The 14,344-nt window shown below is 62.8% G+C and carries 13 protein-coding genes; 7 read left to right on the plus strand and 6 right to left on the minus strand.

Annotation, left to right across the window (positions count from 1 at the left end; genetic code table 11):
* Positions 1 to 60 precede the first annotated feature (60 nt).
* Entirely contained in the window at positions 61 to 732 is a 672-nt protein-coding gene (locus BLR85_RS00445; protein ID WP_093147226.1) for an HAD-IA family hydrolase, read from the minus strand.
* A 129-nt stretch (positions 733 to 861) separates the two neighbouring features.
* On the opposite strand from BLR85_RS00445, the gene glmU reads away from it, so the two are divergent.
* Positions 862 to 2,229, plus strand: coding sequence for a bifunctional UDP-N-acetylglucosamine diphosphorylase/glucosamine-1-phosphate N-acetyltransferase GlmU (gene glmU / locus BLR85_RS00450; RefSeq protein WP_093147229.1), 1,368 nt, complete (start codon positions 862 to 864; stop codon positions 2,227 to 2,229).
* 5 nt (positions 2,230 to 2,234) lie between these two features.
* Positions 2,235 to 4,052, plus strand: coding sequence for a glutamine--fructose-6-phosphate transaminase (isomerizing) (glmS, locus tag BLR85_RS00455; RefSeq protein ID WP_093147232.1), 1,818 nt, complete (start codon positions 2,235 to 2,237; stop codon positions 4,050 to 4,052).
* Between the two features lie 67 nt (positions 4,053 to 4,119).
* Here glmS and BLR85_RS00460 read toward each other — a convergent pair whose 3' ends face one another.
* Positions 4,120 to 5,376: a hypothetical protein gene (locus tag BLR85_RS00460; protein WP_093147235.1), complete on the minus strand. Its 1,257-nt coding sequence runs from the start codon at positions 5,374 to 5,376 to the stop codon at positions 4,120 to 4,122.
* Positions 5,377 to 5,498: 122 nt separating this feature from the next.
* On the opposite strand from BLR85_RS00460, the gene BLR85_RS00465 reads away from it, so the two are divergent.
* From BLR85_RS00465 to BLR85_RS00485, 5 genes are all read left to right on the plus strand, one after another.
* On the plus strand, positions 5,499 to 6,182 hold the full coding sequence (locus tag BLR85_RS00465; protein ID WP_093147239.1) for a DNA alkylation repair protein: 684 nt from the start codon (positions 5,499 to 5,501) through the stop codon (positions 6,180 to 6,182).
* Positions 6,183 to 6,539: 357 nt separating this feature from the next.
* Positions 6,540 to 7,766 carry an MFS transporter gene (locus tag BLR85_RS00470; RefSeq protein WP_093147242.1) on the plus strand — a complete coding sequence of 409 codons (1,227 nt, stop codon included), beginning with the start codon at positions 6,540 to 6,542 and terminating at the stop codon, positions 7,764 to 7,766.
* 77 nt (positions 7,767 to 7,843) lie between these two features.
* Positions 7,844 to 8,725 (plus strand): NAD(P)-dependent oxidoreductase, encoded by an 882-nt coding sequence (locus BLR85_RS00475; protein WP_093147244.1) that lies wholly within the window; start codon positions 7,844 to 7,846, stop codon positions 8,723 to 8,725.
* 169 nt (positions 8,726 to 8,894) lie between these two features.
* Complete coding sequence (locus tag BLR85_RS00480; RefSeq protein WP_212635000.1) at positions 8,895 to 9,410, plus strand: hypothetical protein; 516 nt, start codon at positions 8,895 to 8,897, stop codon at positions 9,408 to 9,410.
* A 450-nt stretch (positions 9,411 to 9,860) separates the two neighbouring features.
* Entirely contained in the window at positions 9,861 to 10,526 is a 666-nt protein-coding gene (locus BLR85_RS00485; protein ID WP_093147250.1) for a hypothetical protein, read from the plus strand.
* 91 nt (positions 10,527 to 10,617) lie between these two features.
* Here the strand turns inward: BLR85_RS00485 and BLR85_RS00490 are convergent, their stop codons facing one another.
* Genes BLR85_RS00490 through BLR85_RS00505 form a run of 4 tightly spaced genes read right to left on the minus strand, consistent with a single transcriptional unit; the run spans position 10,618 to position 14,335 of the window.
* The gene (locus BLR85_RS00490) at positions 10,618 to 11,601 is read right to left on the minus strand and encodes an ABC transporter substrate-binding protein (protein WP_093147254.1); all 984 of its coding nucleotides are present in this window, start codon (positions 11,599 to 11,601) and stop codon (positions 10,618 to 10,620) included.
* A 35-nt stretch (positions 11,602 to 11,636) separates the two neighbouring features.
* Positions 11,637 to 12,494, minus strand: coding sequence for an ABC transporter permease (locus BLR85_RS00495; protein ID WP_093147258.1), 858 nt, complete (start codon positions 12,492 to 12,494; stop codon positions 11,637 to 11,639).
* A 48-nt stretch (positions 12,495 to 12,542) separates the two neighbouring features.
* On the minus strand, positions 12,543 to 13,532 hold the full coding sequence (locus BLR85_RS00500) for an ABC transporter permease (RefSeq protein WP_093147262.1): 990 nt from the start codon (positions 13,530 to 13,532) through the stop codon (positions 12,543 to 12,545).
* 8 nt (positions 13,533 to 13,540) lie between these two features.
* A complete protein-coding gene (locus BLR85_RS00505; protein WP_170844418.1) occupies positions 13,541 to 14,335 on the minus strand; it encodes an ABC transporter ATP-binding protein in 795 nt (264 codons plus the stop codon).
* Positions 14,336 to 14,344 lie beyond the last annotated feature (9 nt).

The raw sequence follows: 14,344 nt of genomic DNA on the forward strand, positions 1-14,344 counted from the left end.
TTCAGGATGTGCACTTGCCCGGCCCGCGCCGTCAATAGCCCAAAACGACCGTCATTCCGCTCAGGCGAGCATTTCGGCAACGAGATCAGGCAAGTGATCGAAATGATCCAGCAACGCCTCTGGCTCCAGGGCCTCCACCGCCCGGCCATCGGGACCGAAGGTGACAAGGATACAGGGGATGCCCGCGGCGCGCGCGGCAAGCCGGTCCGTCGAGGTGTCTCCGACGATGAGGGAACGTTCCAGCTTCCCACCCATGCGCGCAACCGTCTCGACCAGCGGGGCGGCGTCTGGCTTGCGAACGGGCAAGGTATCGGCCCCGATCAGGGCGCCGAACGCCTCGCGCACGCCGAGATTGCGCAACAGGAGCTCGGCCAGCGCTTCGGGCTTGTTGGTGCAGATCCCGACCCGGACACCCTGCCCGCGCAGGCGCTCCACCGCGTCCATGGCGCCGGGATAAAGCACCGTGTGCACGTCGATCGCCGCCGCGTAATGCGCGAGCAATGCGTGAAACTGGGCTTCGACCTGCTCCGATAGCGCGTCCTCTTCAAATCCGAGCCGGTCGAATCCGAGCCGCAGCATCGCCCGCCCGCCACGAAAGGCGGTTGCGGCATCGCCTACCGGGTCGAGCATGTCCCCATGGCCGAGCCCGCGAAAACAGGCATTGGCCGCCGCGATCAGGTCGCCACTGGTATCGGCAAGGGTCCCGTCGAGATCGAAAATCACGCTGCACATCCGGTTTCCTTTAGGCGGAGCTCTGCCGAGCCATGTTTCAATCTGTCACCGCTTTTGACGACCGCGCCCCTTGCGACACGCCCTCCCTCGCGTAATACGGAGACGAAACGAATTAAAGAGCAGCTCTTCATGTCAGACAGCAATTTTACCGCCACCGCGCTCGTCATCCTTGCCGCCGGACAGGGCACCAGGATGAAATCCGACCTGCCCAAGGTGCTGCACAAGGTGGCTGGCGCGCCGCTTCTGCACCACGCCATGATGTCGGGCGCGAGCCTTGCGCCGGAACGCACCGTGATCGTTGCCGGGCACGGCGCCGAAGAAGTTCAGGACAGCGCCCGCGAGCTTGACCCCGAGGCGACGGCGGTCGTTCAGGAAGACCGCCTCGGCACGGCACATGCCACCGACCAGGCGCGCGGCGCGCTGGAAGGCTTCGAGGGCAACGTGATCGTCCTTTACGGCGACACACCCTTTATCAAGCCCGAAACGCTGGAACGGATGATCGCCGCGCGCGGGACAAACGCCGTCGTCGTGCTTGGCTTCGAAGCCGCCGATCCGGGCCGGTATGGCCGGCTGGCGATGAGTGGCGAGATGCTGGAAAAGATCGTCGAGTTCAAGGACGCGAAAGATGAAGAAAAGGCCATAACATTTTGTAATTCAGGTGTTATCTGCGCAGACTCCAAGCTTCTCTTTGAGCTGATCTCCGAGGTCGGCAACGACAATGCTTCGGAGGAGTATTACCTGACCGATGTCGTGGGCCTCGCTCGTGCCCGCGGCCTGCCCGTTGCCGCCGTGCGCTGCGACGAGGAGGAAACGCTGGGCGTCAACTCGCGCGCCGATCTTGCTGCCGCGGAGGCGACCTTCCAGGCGAGGCGCCGGGCCGAGGCGCTGGCCGAGGGCGTGACCCTGCAAGCGCCCGACACGGTCTGGTTCAGCCATGACACGGTGATCGGCCGCGATGCCGTGATCGAGCCGAACGTGTATTTCGGCCCCGAGGTCACCATCGAGACCGGCGCGCATATCCGTGCCTTCTCGCACCTTGAGGGTTGCCACGTCTCGCGTGGGGCGATTGTCGGCCCCTATGCCCGGCTTCGCCCGGGCGCGGAGCTGGCCGAGGATGTGCATGTCGGCAATTTCGTCGAGATCAAGAACGCGCAGGTGGCGGAAGGCGCCAAGGTCAACCACCTCACTTATATCGGCGATGCCACCATCGGCGAGCACAGCAATATCGGCGCGGGCACGATCACCTGCAATTATGACGGCGTTTTCAAGCATCACACCGAAATCGGTGCCCGTGTTTTCATCGGTTCGGACACGATGCTGATCGCTCCGGTCAAGATCGGCGACGATGCAATGACGGCCACCGGCAGCGTGATAAGCTCCGACGTGCCGGCGGGCGCGCTGGCCGTCGCCCGGGCCCGGCAGGAAAACAAGCCGGGATTTGCCATTCGTTTCATGGAGCGGCTGCGGGCGCTCAAACAGAAGAAGTCGAAGGAATAAATTTTATGTGCGGAATTGTTGGAGTTCTTGGAGATCACGAAGCGGCCCCGATATTGGTGGAGGCGCTCAAACGCTTGGAATACCGCGGATATGACTCCGCCGGCATTGCCACCGTCGAGGACGGCCATCTCGACCGCCGCCGCGCCGTGGGCAAGCTGGTCAACCTGTCCGACCTGCTGGTGCATGAACCGCTCGCCGGCAAGGCCGGGATCGGGCACACCCGCTGGGCCACGCATGGCGCGCCGAATGTCGTCAATGCCCACCCCCACCGCGCCGGCGAGGTGGCCGTGGTCCATAACGGCATCATCGAGAATTTCCGCGAGCTGCGCGAAGAGTTGGGCAAGGCCGGTCTGCATTTCGAGACCGACACGGATACCGAGACCATCGCGCTTCTGGTGCAGTTCTACCTGCAACAGGGAAAAAGCCACCGCGACGCCGCCGCCGAAGCCATTGGCCGGCTCGAGGGTGCCTTCGCGCTGGCGCTGCTCTTTGACGGCCAGGACGACCTGATGATCGTGGCCCGCAAGGGATCGCCGCTGGCCATTGGCCATGGGGAAGGCGAGGTCTATGTCGGGTCCGACGCGATTGCGCTGGCCCCGATGACCAACCGGATCACCTATCTTGAAGAAGGCGATTGGGCGATCCTGACCCGCTCCGCCATCGAGATCCGCGACGGCGACGGCAGGCTCGTCAACCGGCCCGTCAAGACCGTCAATATCGACATGGCGCAGGTCGAAAAGGGCGGGCACCGCCATTTCATGGCCAAGGAAATCGCCGAGCAGCCGACGGTCCTGGGCGATGCGCTGGCCCATTACCTGCGTGGAGACGGCATCGAACTGCCCCAACCGGGGCTGGATTTCGCGGATTTCGACCGCGTGGTCATGGTGGCCTGTGGCACGGCGAATTACGCCTGCGTGGTGGCGAAATACTGGTTCGAGCAGATCGCGGGCGTGAGCGTCGAGGTCGATATCGCCTCCGAGTTCCGCTACCGCGAACCGCCGATCGGACCGCGCACGCTGGCGCTCTTCGTCTCGCAGTCGGGGGAGACCGCCGACACGCTCGCCGCGCTGCGCTATTGCGAGGGCAAGGCGGCCAAGATCGTCTCGGTCGTCAATGTCACCGAAAGTTCGATTGCTCGCGAGAGCGACCTCGTGCTGCCGATCCGGGCCGGCGCGGAAATCGGCGTTGCTTCGACCAAGGCGTTCACCTGCCAGTTGACGGTCCTGTTCCTGCTGGCGCTGCAGGCCGCCGTCGACCGGAAGCGGCTGGAACCCGATGAACTGGAGGCAAATCTCAACAACTTGCGGCACTTGCCGGGGCTGATGAATTTCGCCATTGCCCAATCGGGCGAGATCGCGGCCGTCGCGAAATCGGTCTCCGAGGCCCGCGACGTGCTCTTCCTCGGTCGTGGCGCGATGTTCCCCCTCGCCTTGGAAGGCGCACTAAAACTAAAAGAAATCAGCTATATACATGCCGAAGGTTATGCATCGGGCGAACTCAAGCACGGCCCGATCGCGCTGGTGGACAAGACCGTTCCCGTGATCGTCCTGGCGCCGACCGACAACCTGTTCGACAAGACCGTATCCAACATGCAGGAAGTGATGGCGCGCGGCGGCAAGGTGCTGCTGGTCACGGACCCGAAGGGCGCGCGCGCCGCGGCTGATGGTTGCTGGAAGACGCTGATCATGCCCGAGGTGCCGCCCGTTCTCGCGCCGATCCTCTATGCCCTGCCCGCGCAGCTTCTGGCCTATCACGCCGCCGTCGCCAAGGGCACGGATGTGGACCAGCCCCGCAACCTGGCGAAATCCGTGACCGTGGAGTAAAAACAAGAGGCGCCGGCGACCATGGCCGCCGACGCCCCTCGGGACCTATCCCTCCGCCCGCATAAGGCTACTGCGCGGCAGCCATTTCTTGCTCTTCCTCAGGAATCTTGGCTTCGGCCTCATCAACGTCATCCTCCGGATCGTCGCTGCCGCTGCCGTCGCCGCCCTCGGCGGAAGCCTCTTGGGTGGGCTGCCGGGCAATATAGTCGTCGATCAAGCCCTCGGCCTCTCCAACTCCAAGCTGTGCAGCGGCCCAATCCACCATTTCCGGGGTCATGTCCTCCGGTCCCAATGGACCGGCTCCGGTTGCATTGAGAGCGTCAGCCATGGCCTGCTGCAGTGCCTCGGTTGATGCGGGCTCCACACTATCCACCAGCGTCTTCGCGGCAGCATCGTAATCCCCGAGCGCGGTTTCCACAGCGCTCGCGAGTTCTGCGGCCGCTTTGAGTTCCTGGCCGCGGGCATCCCATTCGGAATAGGACGTTTCCCAGGCAGCGTAATCTTTCTCCCACTGGGCGTAGTCGACCTTATACTGGTCAACAAGTGCGTCGTAATTTTCCACGCCTGCCTCGGGCGCTTCGGGCGCCTGCGGTTGCTCAGGCATGGCGGCAGCATGATCGGCAATCATGCCATTGTACTGGTCCAGCATGGTTTGCGCGTCGCTGGCCTCGATTCCGAGTTCAGCAACGGTCGCGGCGAAGGTATCTCGCACCGCTTCCAGTGTCCGACCGGCCTCCTTCAACGCGTCCTTGGCTGCCTCGAATTCCGCACTGGCGACGATGAAGTCACGGATCGGATCCATCTTGGCATCCTTGCCGTTGATCATACCATTGATGTTCCGGTTGAGCGAATTCAGTCCCTTGAGCTGCGAATGCAGCGATCCGCCGGCGACGGCGAGCTTGGCGGTCTTCACCGAGTTTTTCCGGACGGTCTTCTGAGAAGACGAAACGACCTTTTCTTTCTTCCTAACCGTTTTCGGCCCGGTTTTTTTCTTCCCGAAAGCGTTCTTGATAGCAGTGAAGGGATTATTTCCCTTCGCACCGGACTTGCTCGCGCTTTTGCCGCTGCCGGACTTGCTGCTCGACTTGCTCGTCTTCGCGCCGCTGCTCTTTTCCGACTTGCCGCCCCTGTCGGAACTGCCCTTTTCGGACCTGCCTTTGTCCGAGTTGCCCTTGTCCGAGTTGCCCTTGTCCGAGTTGCCCTTGCCCTCGTTCTTGGCAAAAGCCGCGCCGTGATCGCCCAGATCCAGCATGGCCTGTCCACCGATCACAACGGGAAGACATGTCACGACCGTTGCGGTCACTAGAATCTTCATCAGCTTCATGCCACTTCTCCGCTTGCACTGGTTCGGATCTGAATCTCGGCAAAGATGCCGCCTCTATGCGGCAGAATTCGGGCAAGCCCCCAAAAAAAAATCATTATCAAAAGCGGTGAGACTGTCCAAACATGATCCCTGAAGACTTTCTGAACCAACTCGCGAACCACGCGCAGCCGGGACGTGCGGAAGAAATGGCCGCCTATCACAAGGTAACTCGTCGCTATCTTGGCGTCGGGAATTCGGAGATTGACCGGATAGCCCGGGAAGCGCGACAGACCCTGTCAGTGGAGGCCCGCCTTGCCCTGGCCGCCGGCCTCTGGGACAGCAATGTCCACGAAGGTCGGATTGCCGCCGCCAAGCTGCTCACCCAGGCCCGCATTCGTCCCGACGATCGTGGCGCATGGGAGCTGATCTGCCGATGGGTGCCGGAATTCGATGCCTGGGCCGTGGCCGACCACGCCAGCATCGCCGGGCAGAAACGGCTGGTCTGGGAGCCGTCGCGGCTGGATAGGGTCGAAGCCTGGACTCGCTCGGAGCACATGTGGAGCCGCCGCGCGGCGCTGGTCATGACCCTGCCCTGGGCCAAGAAGCCCAACCCGAAGCCGGAAGACCTTCTGATCCGGGAGCGCGTGCTTGGCTGGGCCGCGACCTATTGCGACGAGTCGGAATGGTTCATCCAGAAAGCGGTCGGCTGGTGGCTTCGCGACCTTTCGCGGAGAGATCCTGACCGGGTCCGCGCCTTCCTGGCCGATCACGGAGACCGGATGAAGGGTTTCGCCCGCCGGGAGGCCAGCAAATACCTGCCCGCATAGACGCAAGGCGCACCGGGTTTGCATCCCTGTCACAATTGTCCGCTCGGCGTCGCGGGAATTGATTTGCCTCAAGGTAAAAGAAGCTTTTTCACGATAGCATTTTCTTGGGGAGCCCGCCGAGACATGAGTGGTCCGACGATGTGAACGTTAGTGGCTCCCAAAGAGGGCGCCCCTGCAATTTCGGGGGCGCTCCTGCTTGTTGCCAATTCCCGAGCCAATTTAGCCATTTACATGCGTCGCGGCGCATCCTTTTCCGGCTGCCGGGGTTGAGGATGTTTCTCGAAAAGTCGTAACTGGAACAGACCGGGCTGGTGGCACGGTCCATTCCTGCACGGTACCGGATCCGGACCCCTTCCAATGCGCCTTCTCATCTCTTTCGCGGCACTCTTTCTTTCCGTGTTCCTGTTGCAGCTCTCTTCGGGCGGCGTGGGGCCGTTGGACGCGCTCTCCGGTATCCAGATCGGCTTTTCCACTGCGCAGGTCGGCCTGCTTGGCTCGGCCCATTTCTTCGGCTTCTTCATCGGCTGCTGGTGGGCGCCGCGCCTGATGGGATCGGTCGGCCATTCACGCGCCTTCGCCGCCTTCACCGCCGCCGGAACCATCGGGCTTCTGGCGCATATGCTGGTGATCGACCCCTGGGCCTGGTCGGTGATGCGGGTGGCGACGGGGATCTGTATCGCGGGCTGCTACACGGTGATCGAGGCGTGGCTGCAATCCAAGCTGCGCAACGCGAATCGTGGTCGGGTGATGAGCATCTACCGGGTGGTCGACATGATGGGGTCGCTCTTCGCGCAACTGCTGATCGGCGTGCTGGAGCCGGCGAGCTATGTCTCCTACAACCTGCTGGCAATCCTGTGCTGCGCCGCGCTGCTGCCGATCACGCTATCCACCGTGCGCCAACCCCGCACGCCACAGGCGCCCCGGCTGCGCCCGGGTCTGGCCTTGCGCCTGTCTCCCCTCTCGGCGGCCGGCGTCGTGGTCGCGGCGGTATCGAGCGCGTCGTTCCGGATGGTCGGGCCGGTTTACGGACAGGAGGTCGGCCTGTCGAGCAACCAGATCGCCTGGTTCCTGGCCGCCTGGGTACTGGGGGGCGCGGTCGCACAGTTCCCCGTAGGCTGGCTCGCCGACAAGTTCGACCGCCGCTGGGTCCTGATCGGGCTGTCGCTGGCCTCCATCGGCAGTTGCATGGCCACGATCTCCATCGGAACCGCCAGCACCGCGGTGATCTTTGCCAATGCGATGGTCTTCGGGCTGACAAGCTTCCCGATCTATTCGGTCTCCGCCGCCCACGCGCATGATTTCGCCGAGAGCAACCAGCGGGTGGAACTATCAGCCGCGCTGATGTTCTTTTTCGCGGTGGGCGCGATCGGCGCACCGCTGTTCTCCTCCAGCCTGATCGAGGCTTTTGGTCCGTCGGCGCTGTTCATCATGATCGCCGTGGCCCATGGCGTCCTGGTTGTCTTCGGACTGACCCGGATGCGTGCGCGCCCCACGGTCGACGAGCGCACGGCCTATGTCTACGTGCCGCGCACCTCGTTCACCATCGGCCGGCTGACCCGACGCCAGCGGGAGAAACGCGATTGACGTCGAGATCCGCTTGATATGCCCGACTAGCATAGTAGGGTGCGGCCAAAGTCCCTTAGCATTCACAGGAGATCCGGATGAGCAAACCAACAATCGGTTTCATCGGCCTCGGCCTCATGGGCGCGGCGATGGTCGAGTGCCTTCAGGAAAATGGCTACCCGATGGTCGTCATCGCCAACCGGTCCCGCACCGCCATCGACGCCGCCGTTGCGCGCGGCGCGACCGAGGCCACCAGTACCGCCGAGTTGGCCGCGGCCAGCGATATCGTCATGCTCTGCGTCGACACCACCGCCAATGTCGAATCCCGCATCTATGGCGATGACGGCGTTCTGGCCGGCATCCGCCCCGGGAGCATCGTGATCGATTTCGGCACCTCGATCCCCGATTCCACTCGCAAGATCGGTGCGGATCTGGCCGCGAAAGGCGCCACCTATCTCGACGCCCCGCTTGGCCGCACCCCGGCGCATGCCAAGAAGGGCCAGCTGAACATCATGTGTTCCGGCGACAAGGAGGCATTCGACAAGGTCAAGCCGGTGCTGGACGTGCTCGGCGAGAACGTCTTCCATCTCGGCGCGCTCGGCACCGGGCACACGATCAAGCTGATCAACAATTTCTTCGCCATGACGACGGCAAGCGCCATGTCGGAAGCCTTCGGCATCGCCGACCGTTCCGGCATCGAGCGTGAGAAGCTCTACAATGTCATGTCCAGCGGCCCGCTCCATTCGGGCATGATGGATTTCATCAAGTCCTACGCCATTGACGGCCAGATCGACCTGGCCTTCTCGATCAATAACGGCCTGAAGGATGTCGGCTATTTCCGCGAGATGTCCGATGCGCTCGGCGCGACCTCGAAAATCGCCCGTGGCACCGCCGAAACCTTGAAAGAGGTCCAGGATGAAGGCCAAGGCGACCTGATGGTGCCCCAGCTCATCGATTTCCTGACCCGCGACATGAAGTAACGCACAAACGCGCGCGACGAACACCCGGCTGGCTTAACGGAGTCTTCAGACAATCCGTTCCATGATGCCTGCCGGGTGGGGACTCCTGATGAGGGGACCCAAGATGATTCTCATAGGCAATGGGCCGCTCCCATTCGCGCATCCCGGCACGGGAACGCAGTCAAATGGCATGCCATCCCGCACCCTCGCGGTGCAGCAAGGCACCGCTCAGCCCGAAACCATTCCGGCCGCCACCACCGAACGCTGCGGCCAGGCGAGCAGTCAGCCGAATATGGTGAGCCGCGTCGCCCTGCGTCCGGTTTTGGCAACGAGCCGATTGGATGCCACCGAAGCCGCCCCCGAAGCGCTCTATCGGCAGGCTGGACGGGAAAGCGCATCGACCACCACCGGGTCCGTGTCGCAAGATCGCCGCGAAGCCCCGGTTCCGCCCTTGAAAGCCTACGCCGCGGTCCCGAACGAGATCACGGCCGAGATCCAGCGCCTGCGGCAGGAGAATGCCGACCTGAAGGCCGAGTTGGCCGCGCAGGAAGAGAAGCAACGCGCGGAGGAACACGCAGAGACGGCGGTCAAGCCTGTCGAAATTGCGGAAGAGCAGCGACAGCAGGCTGGTCCGGCCAGTTCCGAGCAACTGCCCGAGCATTCCGCCGCATCGCCGCCAGAGGAGACGCAACAGGCCCCTGGCTGAGAGGACGTTCTTAGGGTCCGGCCACGCAAGGCTCCCCCCGTTGCGGGTGAAGGCGGAACGAATGGCGCGCCTTCGGATTCCTGCGCCCCCTGCCGAACGGCCAGGCCGGACGGCATGGAAGACGCTCTTGTTCGGCTTTGAGCAGGATAGCCACGCACTGCCGGACTGCCGGACTGCCCCAAGGGCAACGAGAGCTGATCCGATTGAGCGCGTCGAGCGTTCAGATCCGGCACGTCTTCCTACGGCTCCACGGGCGAGAGCGACATTCGGCAACGGTTCGAGCCCTGTTTTCCCAAGAAAACTGGCCGCTTAGCGACATTCTGTCATGAATTTCGACAGCTTTTGCGTTATACTAAAGGCGAGTCGTATCCGGCCCCTCAACGATCCAGGGCCCGTGGTCCGGAGGTCGTAATCATATTTCAAGCCGGGCGGCTTTTTGGAGGGTATGCCATGATCTTGAAGTATGCACGATTGATACTCCGCAAACGGATTGGACGGCTTGCTACGCTGGTATTTGCCGCTTGCATCGCCGGCGGGGCAGCTATCGCCAGCGAAGGCGAACTCGGCGAAGGCTCTTATGGCGGCGAAAGAAAGGGCGAGGCCGCCTCGCAGGGCACCGCGCTGATCCTTCTCAAGCTCAAGGAAGGCAAGGAACGCTGCGCATTGATTCCGTGGATCTATCGCTATGACTGCCTTGCCCAGGGTTTCACCGAGGCCTCTCAGGCCAAGGTACGCTACCGGGAACTTGAGCCTGCACAAGAGATCCTGGCGATGGCTGGCCAGAAGATGGCCGCGGTTGTCGAACGGCATCTCGACCCGGCCCAACCGCCCTCGCGGATCGGTAACCGCACCTACAAGGCGGTCAAGCAATCCGCGCGTGCCGAGGCAAACGCCGAAGCACAAGCGGTCCTCGATGAGACCGAGAGCCTGCTGCTGCGCTCCTATGGTCCGCCGAAGATGGCCGCGCATTACGAGCGGATAGCAATGGCGGTATCGTCAAGCGATGTGTTGCTGCGTTCGGCTCTGGAACCGCTACCCGGCCGGCGCAACCCGGCCATCGAAGCAATTCGGCGCTTCGCCGGTCTGGCCTTGTCATTCGGCCGCGTTTACGGCTGATCGGATCGCTAAACGGTTGCATAAAGCATAAGGAAAACGCGACAGCGCCGCCCCCGGGGGAGCGGCGCTGCCTTCGTTAATTCTGTCCCGATCAGTTCAGGGCCTTGTCCGTGATCTGGTGCGTCCAGGCGCCTTCCGGCTGAATGGTGATGACCGGGTCGGAACCGCCGCCCAGAAGCGTCTCGACAGTACGGGTGTAATCGGCCTCGTCCAGCGCGCCGTTGGAGCCGGCGGTGAGCTTGGCGATTTCGCCCATCATCCGCTTCTGGTGGGTCTCGGTCTGGGCGCCGGTCTCGTCATTGTCGAGCACGATCATCGCTGCCTCGTCCGGGTTCTCCTCGGCATATTTCCAACCCTTCATGGACGCCTTCACGAAGCGCACCATCTTGTCCTCGAAAGCCGGGTCCGCGAGGTTTTCTTCCATCACGTACATGCCGTCTTCCAGCGTCGCCACGCCCATATCCTCGTATTTGAAGGTGATGAGCTCTTCCGGCGTCACGCCGGCATCGATCACCTGCCAATACTCGTTATAGGTCATGGTGGAGATGCAGTCGGCCTGGCGCTGCAGCAGCGGGTCGACATTGAAGCCCTGCTTGAGCACGGTCACGCCGTCGTCACCGCCCTCAGTGGAAATGCCAAGCGAGGACATCCAGCTCAGGAACGGGTATTCATTGCCGAAGAACCACACGCCGATGGTCTTGCCCTTCAGGTCCTCGGGCTTCTCGATGCCGGTATCCTTCCAGCAGGTCAGCATCATGCCGGAGCTCTTGAAGGGCTGGGCGATATTGACCAGCGGCAGGCCCTTCTCGCGCGAAGCCAGCGCGGAGGGCATCCAGTCCAGAACCACGTCTGCGCCGCCACCAGCGATCACCTGCGCGGGGGCAATGTCCGGGCCGCCCGGCTTGATGGTCACGTCGAGCCCTTCTTCCTCGTAGAATCCCTTGTCGGCGGCGACGTAATAGCCGGCGAACTGGGCCTGGGTGACCCATTTGAGTTGTAGCGTAACCTCGTCGGCGGCCTGCGCGGCCGAGGCGAGGGCAAAGGCCGAAACGGCACCTGCAAGGATCTTCTTCATGATGTTACCTCTCCGTTGTTTCCCGTTGGATGGGATTATCGGCCCCGCCTTTGTGACGGGTGCCAGAAGGTGACCCGCCGCTCGATTAGAGCGACAAGACCATAGAAAGCCGAGCCCGCGATTGCGGCCACGAGAATCTCGGCCCAGACCATGTCGAGCGCCAGCCGCCCGACCTCGGTCGAAATACGGAAGCCCATCCCCTTGATGGGCGATCCGAAGAATTCCGCCACGATAGCACCGATCAGCGCCAGCGTGGTTGCGATTTTCAACCCGTTGAAGACGAAGGGCGTGGCCGCGGGCACGCGCAGCTTGAACAGCGTCTGCCAATAGGACGCAGCATAGGTCTTCATCAGATCACGTTGCATCCGTTCCGTCGCCCGCAATCCCTCCACGGTGTTCACCAGGATCGGGAAAAACACCATGACCACGACCACCGCCGCCTTGGATTGCCAGTCGAAACCGAACCACATGACCAGAATTGGGGCGATTCCGATGATCGGCAGGGCAGCCATGAAATTGCCCACCGGCAAAAGGCCCCGACGCAGGAAATCGCTCCGATCGACCAGCAGCGCTACCGCAAATGCCGCAATCGCCCCCATCACGTAGCCCGACAGCGCGCCCTTCACGAAGGTCTGTACGAAATCGACCCAAAGGATATTCGTGCTTGCGGTGAACCTGTCCCAGATCGCCGAGGGTGCGGGCAGGATCACGCCCGGCACGCCGAGCCCCTGCACCAGTGCTTCCCAAAGGATCAGCAAGCCGATGCCGAAGAAGACCGGCACGAAGAGCCGCGTGATCGCCTGGTCGCGCCCGCCGCCATTGGCGACCTGCAGGTTGACATAGGAGATCGCCAGCAGGGAGGCGAAACCACCCAGAAGCCACTCAAAATCCATGCTGGCCCTCCATTCCGTATAGCGGCGAGGGTGTCCGTGATGTCCCGATCAATGCACCATCCCCATCTTCTTCAGCGTCATCCGCTGGAGCAGGCCAATCACGCCAACGAGCACTGCCGCGAGGATCGCCGCCGCGAAGAGCGCCGCCCAGATCTGAACCGTCTGCCCGTAATAACTGCCCGCCAGCAGCCGCGCACCAAGCCCGCGCACGGCGCCTGTCGGCAATTCGCCCACGATGGCACCGACCAGCGACGCCGCCATGCCGATCTTCATCGAGGTAAAGAAATAGGGCATCGAAGAGGGCAGCCGCAGCTTCCAGAACGTCTCCGATTGCGACGCGCTATAGGTCGAGAGCAGGTCAAGCTGCATGTTGTCCGGACTCCGCAGCCCCTTCACCATGCCGACGGCAACCGGGAAGAAGCTCAGATAGGCCGAGATCAGCGCCTTGGGCAGCAGACCCGTCACGCCAATCGAGTTCAGCACCACGATGATCATCGGCGCGATGGCCAGGATCGGGATTGTCTGGCTGGCAATCGCCCACGGCATCACCGCCATGTTCATCACCCGGCTATGCACGATCCCGATGGCCAGCCCGACGCCCGCCACGGTCCCGATGGCAAAACCCAGCACCGTCGCAGACAGCGTCACCCAGCCATGATAGATCAGCGAACGCTTGGAGAAGGCCTTGCCGTTCAGAACCATTCCGCCGGTCGTGTTCCAGAGCTCCTGCCCCACCTGGTGCGGCGCCGGAAGCCGTGGCCGTTCCTGGTTGAGCGTGTCCCGCGCATAGGCGGAATTGGCCAGCGCCAGCCCGACGGCGCTCATGTCGCGCCGCTCCTTGGCGCCTGCCGGCTCCACCACTGCGCCAGCCCGTTCTGCCTGCGTCAGCGCCTCCTTGATATTCATCGGCACGCAGGCCACATACCAGGCCCCGATGATGACGGCGACAACGACGACGACCGGCAGGACAACGTCCCAAACCGCCCGCGCCCCGGTTCCGAAGCCCCCGGATGAGGATGCGATTGCTGCGTCAGACATGGCCCACCTCAATCGTCATAGGCATGCCCCGCCCTGAGGCCCTCGCGCACGCGATGGGCGATTTCGAGGAACTCCGGCGTGTCCCGGATATCCAGCGGGCGCTCACGCGGCAGCGTGCTCTCGATCACATCCGTGATCCGCCCCGGACGCGGCGACATCACCACGATCCTGGTCGACAGGTACACCGCCTCCGGGATCGAGTGGGTGACGAAACCGATCGTCTTGCCCGTCCGTTCCCAGAGCGCCAGCAGCTGTTCGTTCAGGTGGTCCCGCACGATCTCGTCCAGCGCCCCGAAAGGCTCGTCCATCAACAGGATGTCGGCGTCGAAAGCCAGCGCGCGGGCAATCGACGCCCGCTGCTGCATCCCGCCCGACAGCTGCCAGGGGAATTTCTCGCCAAACCCTTCCAGGTCGACCAGCTTGAGCACCCTCTCGAGATGCTCTTGCTGGCTCTCCTTGGAATATCCCATGATTTCAAGCGGTAGCTTGATGTTTTTCGCAATCGTGCGCCAAGGGTAGAGCCCGGCCGCCTGGAAGACATAGCCATAGGCCCGCTGCTGGCGCGCCTCGTCCGGAGTCATCCCGTTAACGGAAAGAGTGCCTCCCGTAGGGTGCTCTAGTGCCGCCGCCACCCGCAGGAACGTGGTCTTGCCACAGCCCGAAGGGCCGATGAAGGAAACAAAATCTCCCTTGTTGATTGTCAGGTTGACGTCGCGCAAGGCCTGCACGGCCCCGTCATTCGTCTGAAATGTCAGATCGAGCTTTTCAGCAACGATCACAGGATCTTGCGCCACGCCGTTCATCCTCTCTTC

The sequence above is a fragment of the Aliiruegeria lutimaris genome, from assembly GCF_900099935.1.
Taxonomy (GTDB): Bacteria; Pseudomonadota; Alphaproteobacteria; order Rhodobacterales; family Rhodobacteraceae; genus Tropicimonas; species Tropicimonas lutimaris.

Coding starts and splice junctions, on each gene's coding strand:
- BLR85_RS00505 (WP_170844418.1), bottom strand. CDS start 14,335: ATGAACGGCGTGGCGCAAGATCCTGTGATCGTTGCTGAAAAGCTCGAT.
- BLR85_RS00480 (WP_212635000.1), top strand. CDS start 8,895: ATGCCATCCCGCACCCTCGCGGTGCAGCAAGGCACCGCTCAGCCCGAA.
- BLR85_RS00485 (WP_093147250.1), top strand. CDS start 9,861: ATGATCTTGAAGTATGCACGATTGATACTCCGCAAACGGATTGGACGG.
- BLR85_RS00470 (WP_093147242.1), top strand. CDS start 6,540: ATGCGCCTTCTCATCTCTTTCGCGGCACTCTTTCTTTCCGTGTTCCTG.
- BLR85_RS00475 (WP_093147244.1), top strand. CDS start 7,844: ATGAGCAAACCAACAATCGGTTTCATCGGCCTCGGCCTCATGGGCGCG.
- BLR85_RS00445 (WP_093147226.1), bottom strand. CDS start 732: ATGTGCAGCGTGATTTTCGATCTCGACGGGACCCTTGCCGATACCAGT.
- glmU (WP_093147229.1), top strand. CDS start 862: ATGTCAGACAGCAATTTTACCGCCACCGCGCTCGTCATCCTTGCCGCC.
- BLR85_RS00495 (WP_093147258.1), bottom strand. CDS start 12,494: ATGGATTTTGAGTGGCTTCTGGGTGGTTTCGCCTCCCTGCTGGCGATC.
- BLR85_RS00465 (WP_093147239.1), top strand. CDS start 5,499: ATGATCCCTGAAGACTTTCTGAACCAACTCGCGAACCACGCGCAGCCG.
- BLR85_RS00500 (WP_093147262.1), bottom strand. CDS start 13,532: ATGTCTGACGCAGCAATCGCATCCTCATCCGGGGGCTTCGGAACCGGG.
- BLR85_RS00490 (WP_093147254.1), bottom strand. CDS start 11,601: ATGAAGAAGATCCTTGCAGGTGCCGTTTCGGCCTTTGCCCTCGCCTCG.
- glmS (WP_093147232.1), top strand. CDS start 2,235: ATGTGCGGAATTGTTGGAGTTCTTGGAGATCACGAAGCGGCCCCGATA.
- BLR85_RS00460 (WP_093147235.1), bottom strand. CDS start 5,376: ATGAAGCTGATGAAGATTCTAGTGACCGCAACGGTCGTGACATGTCTT.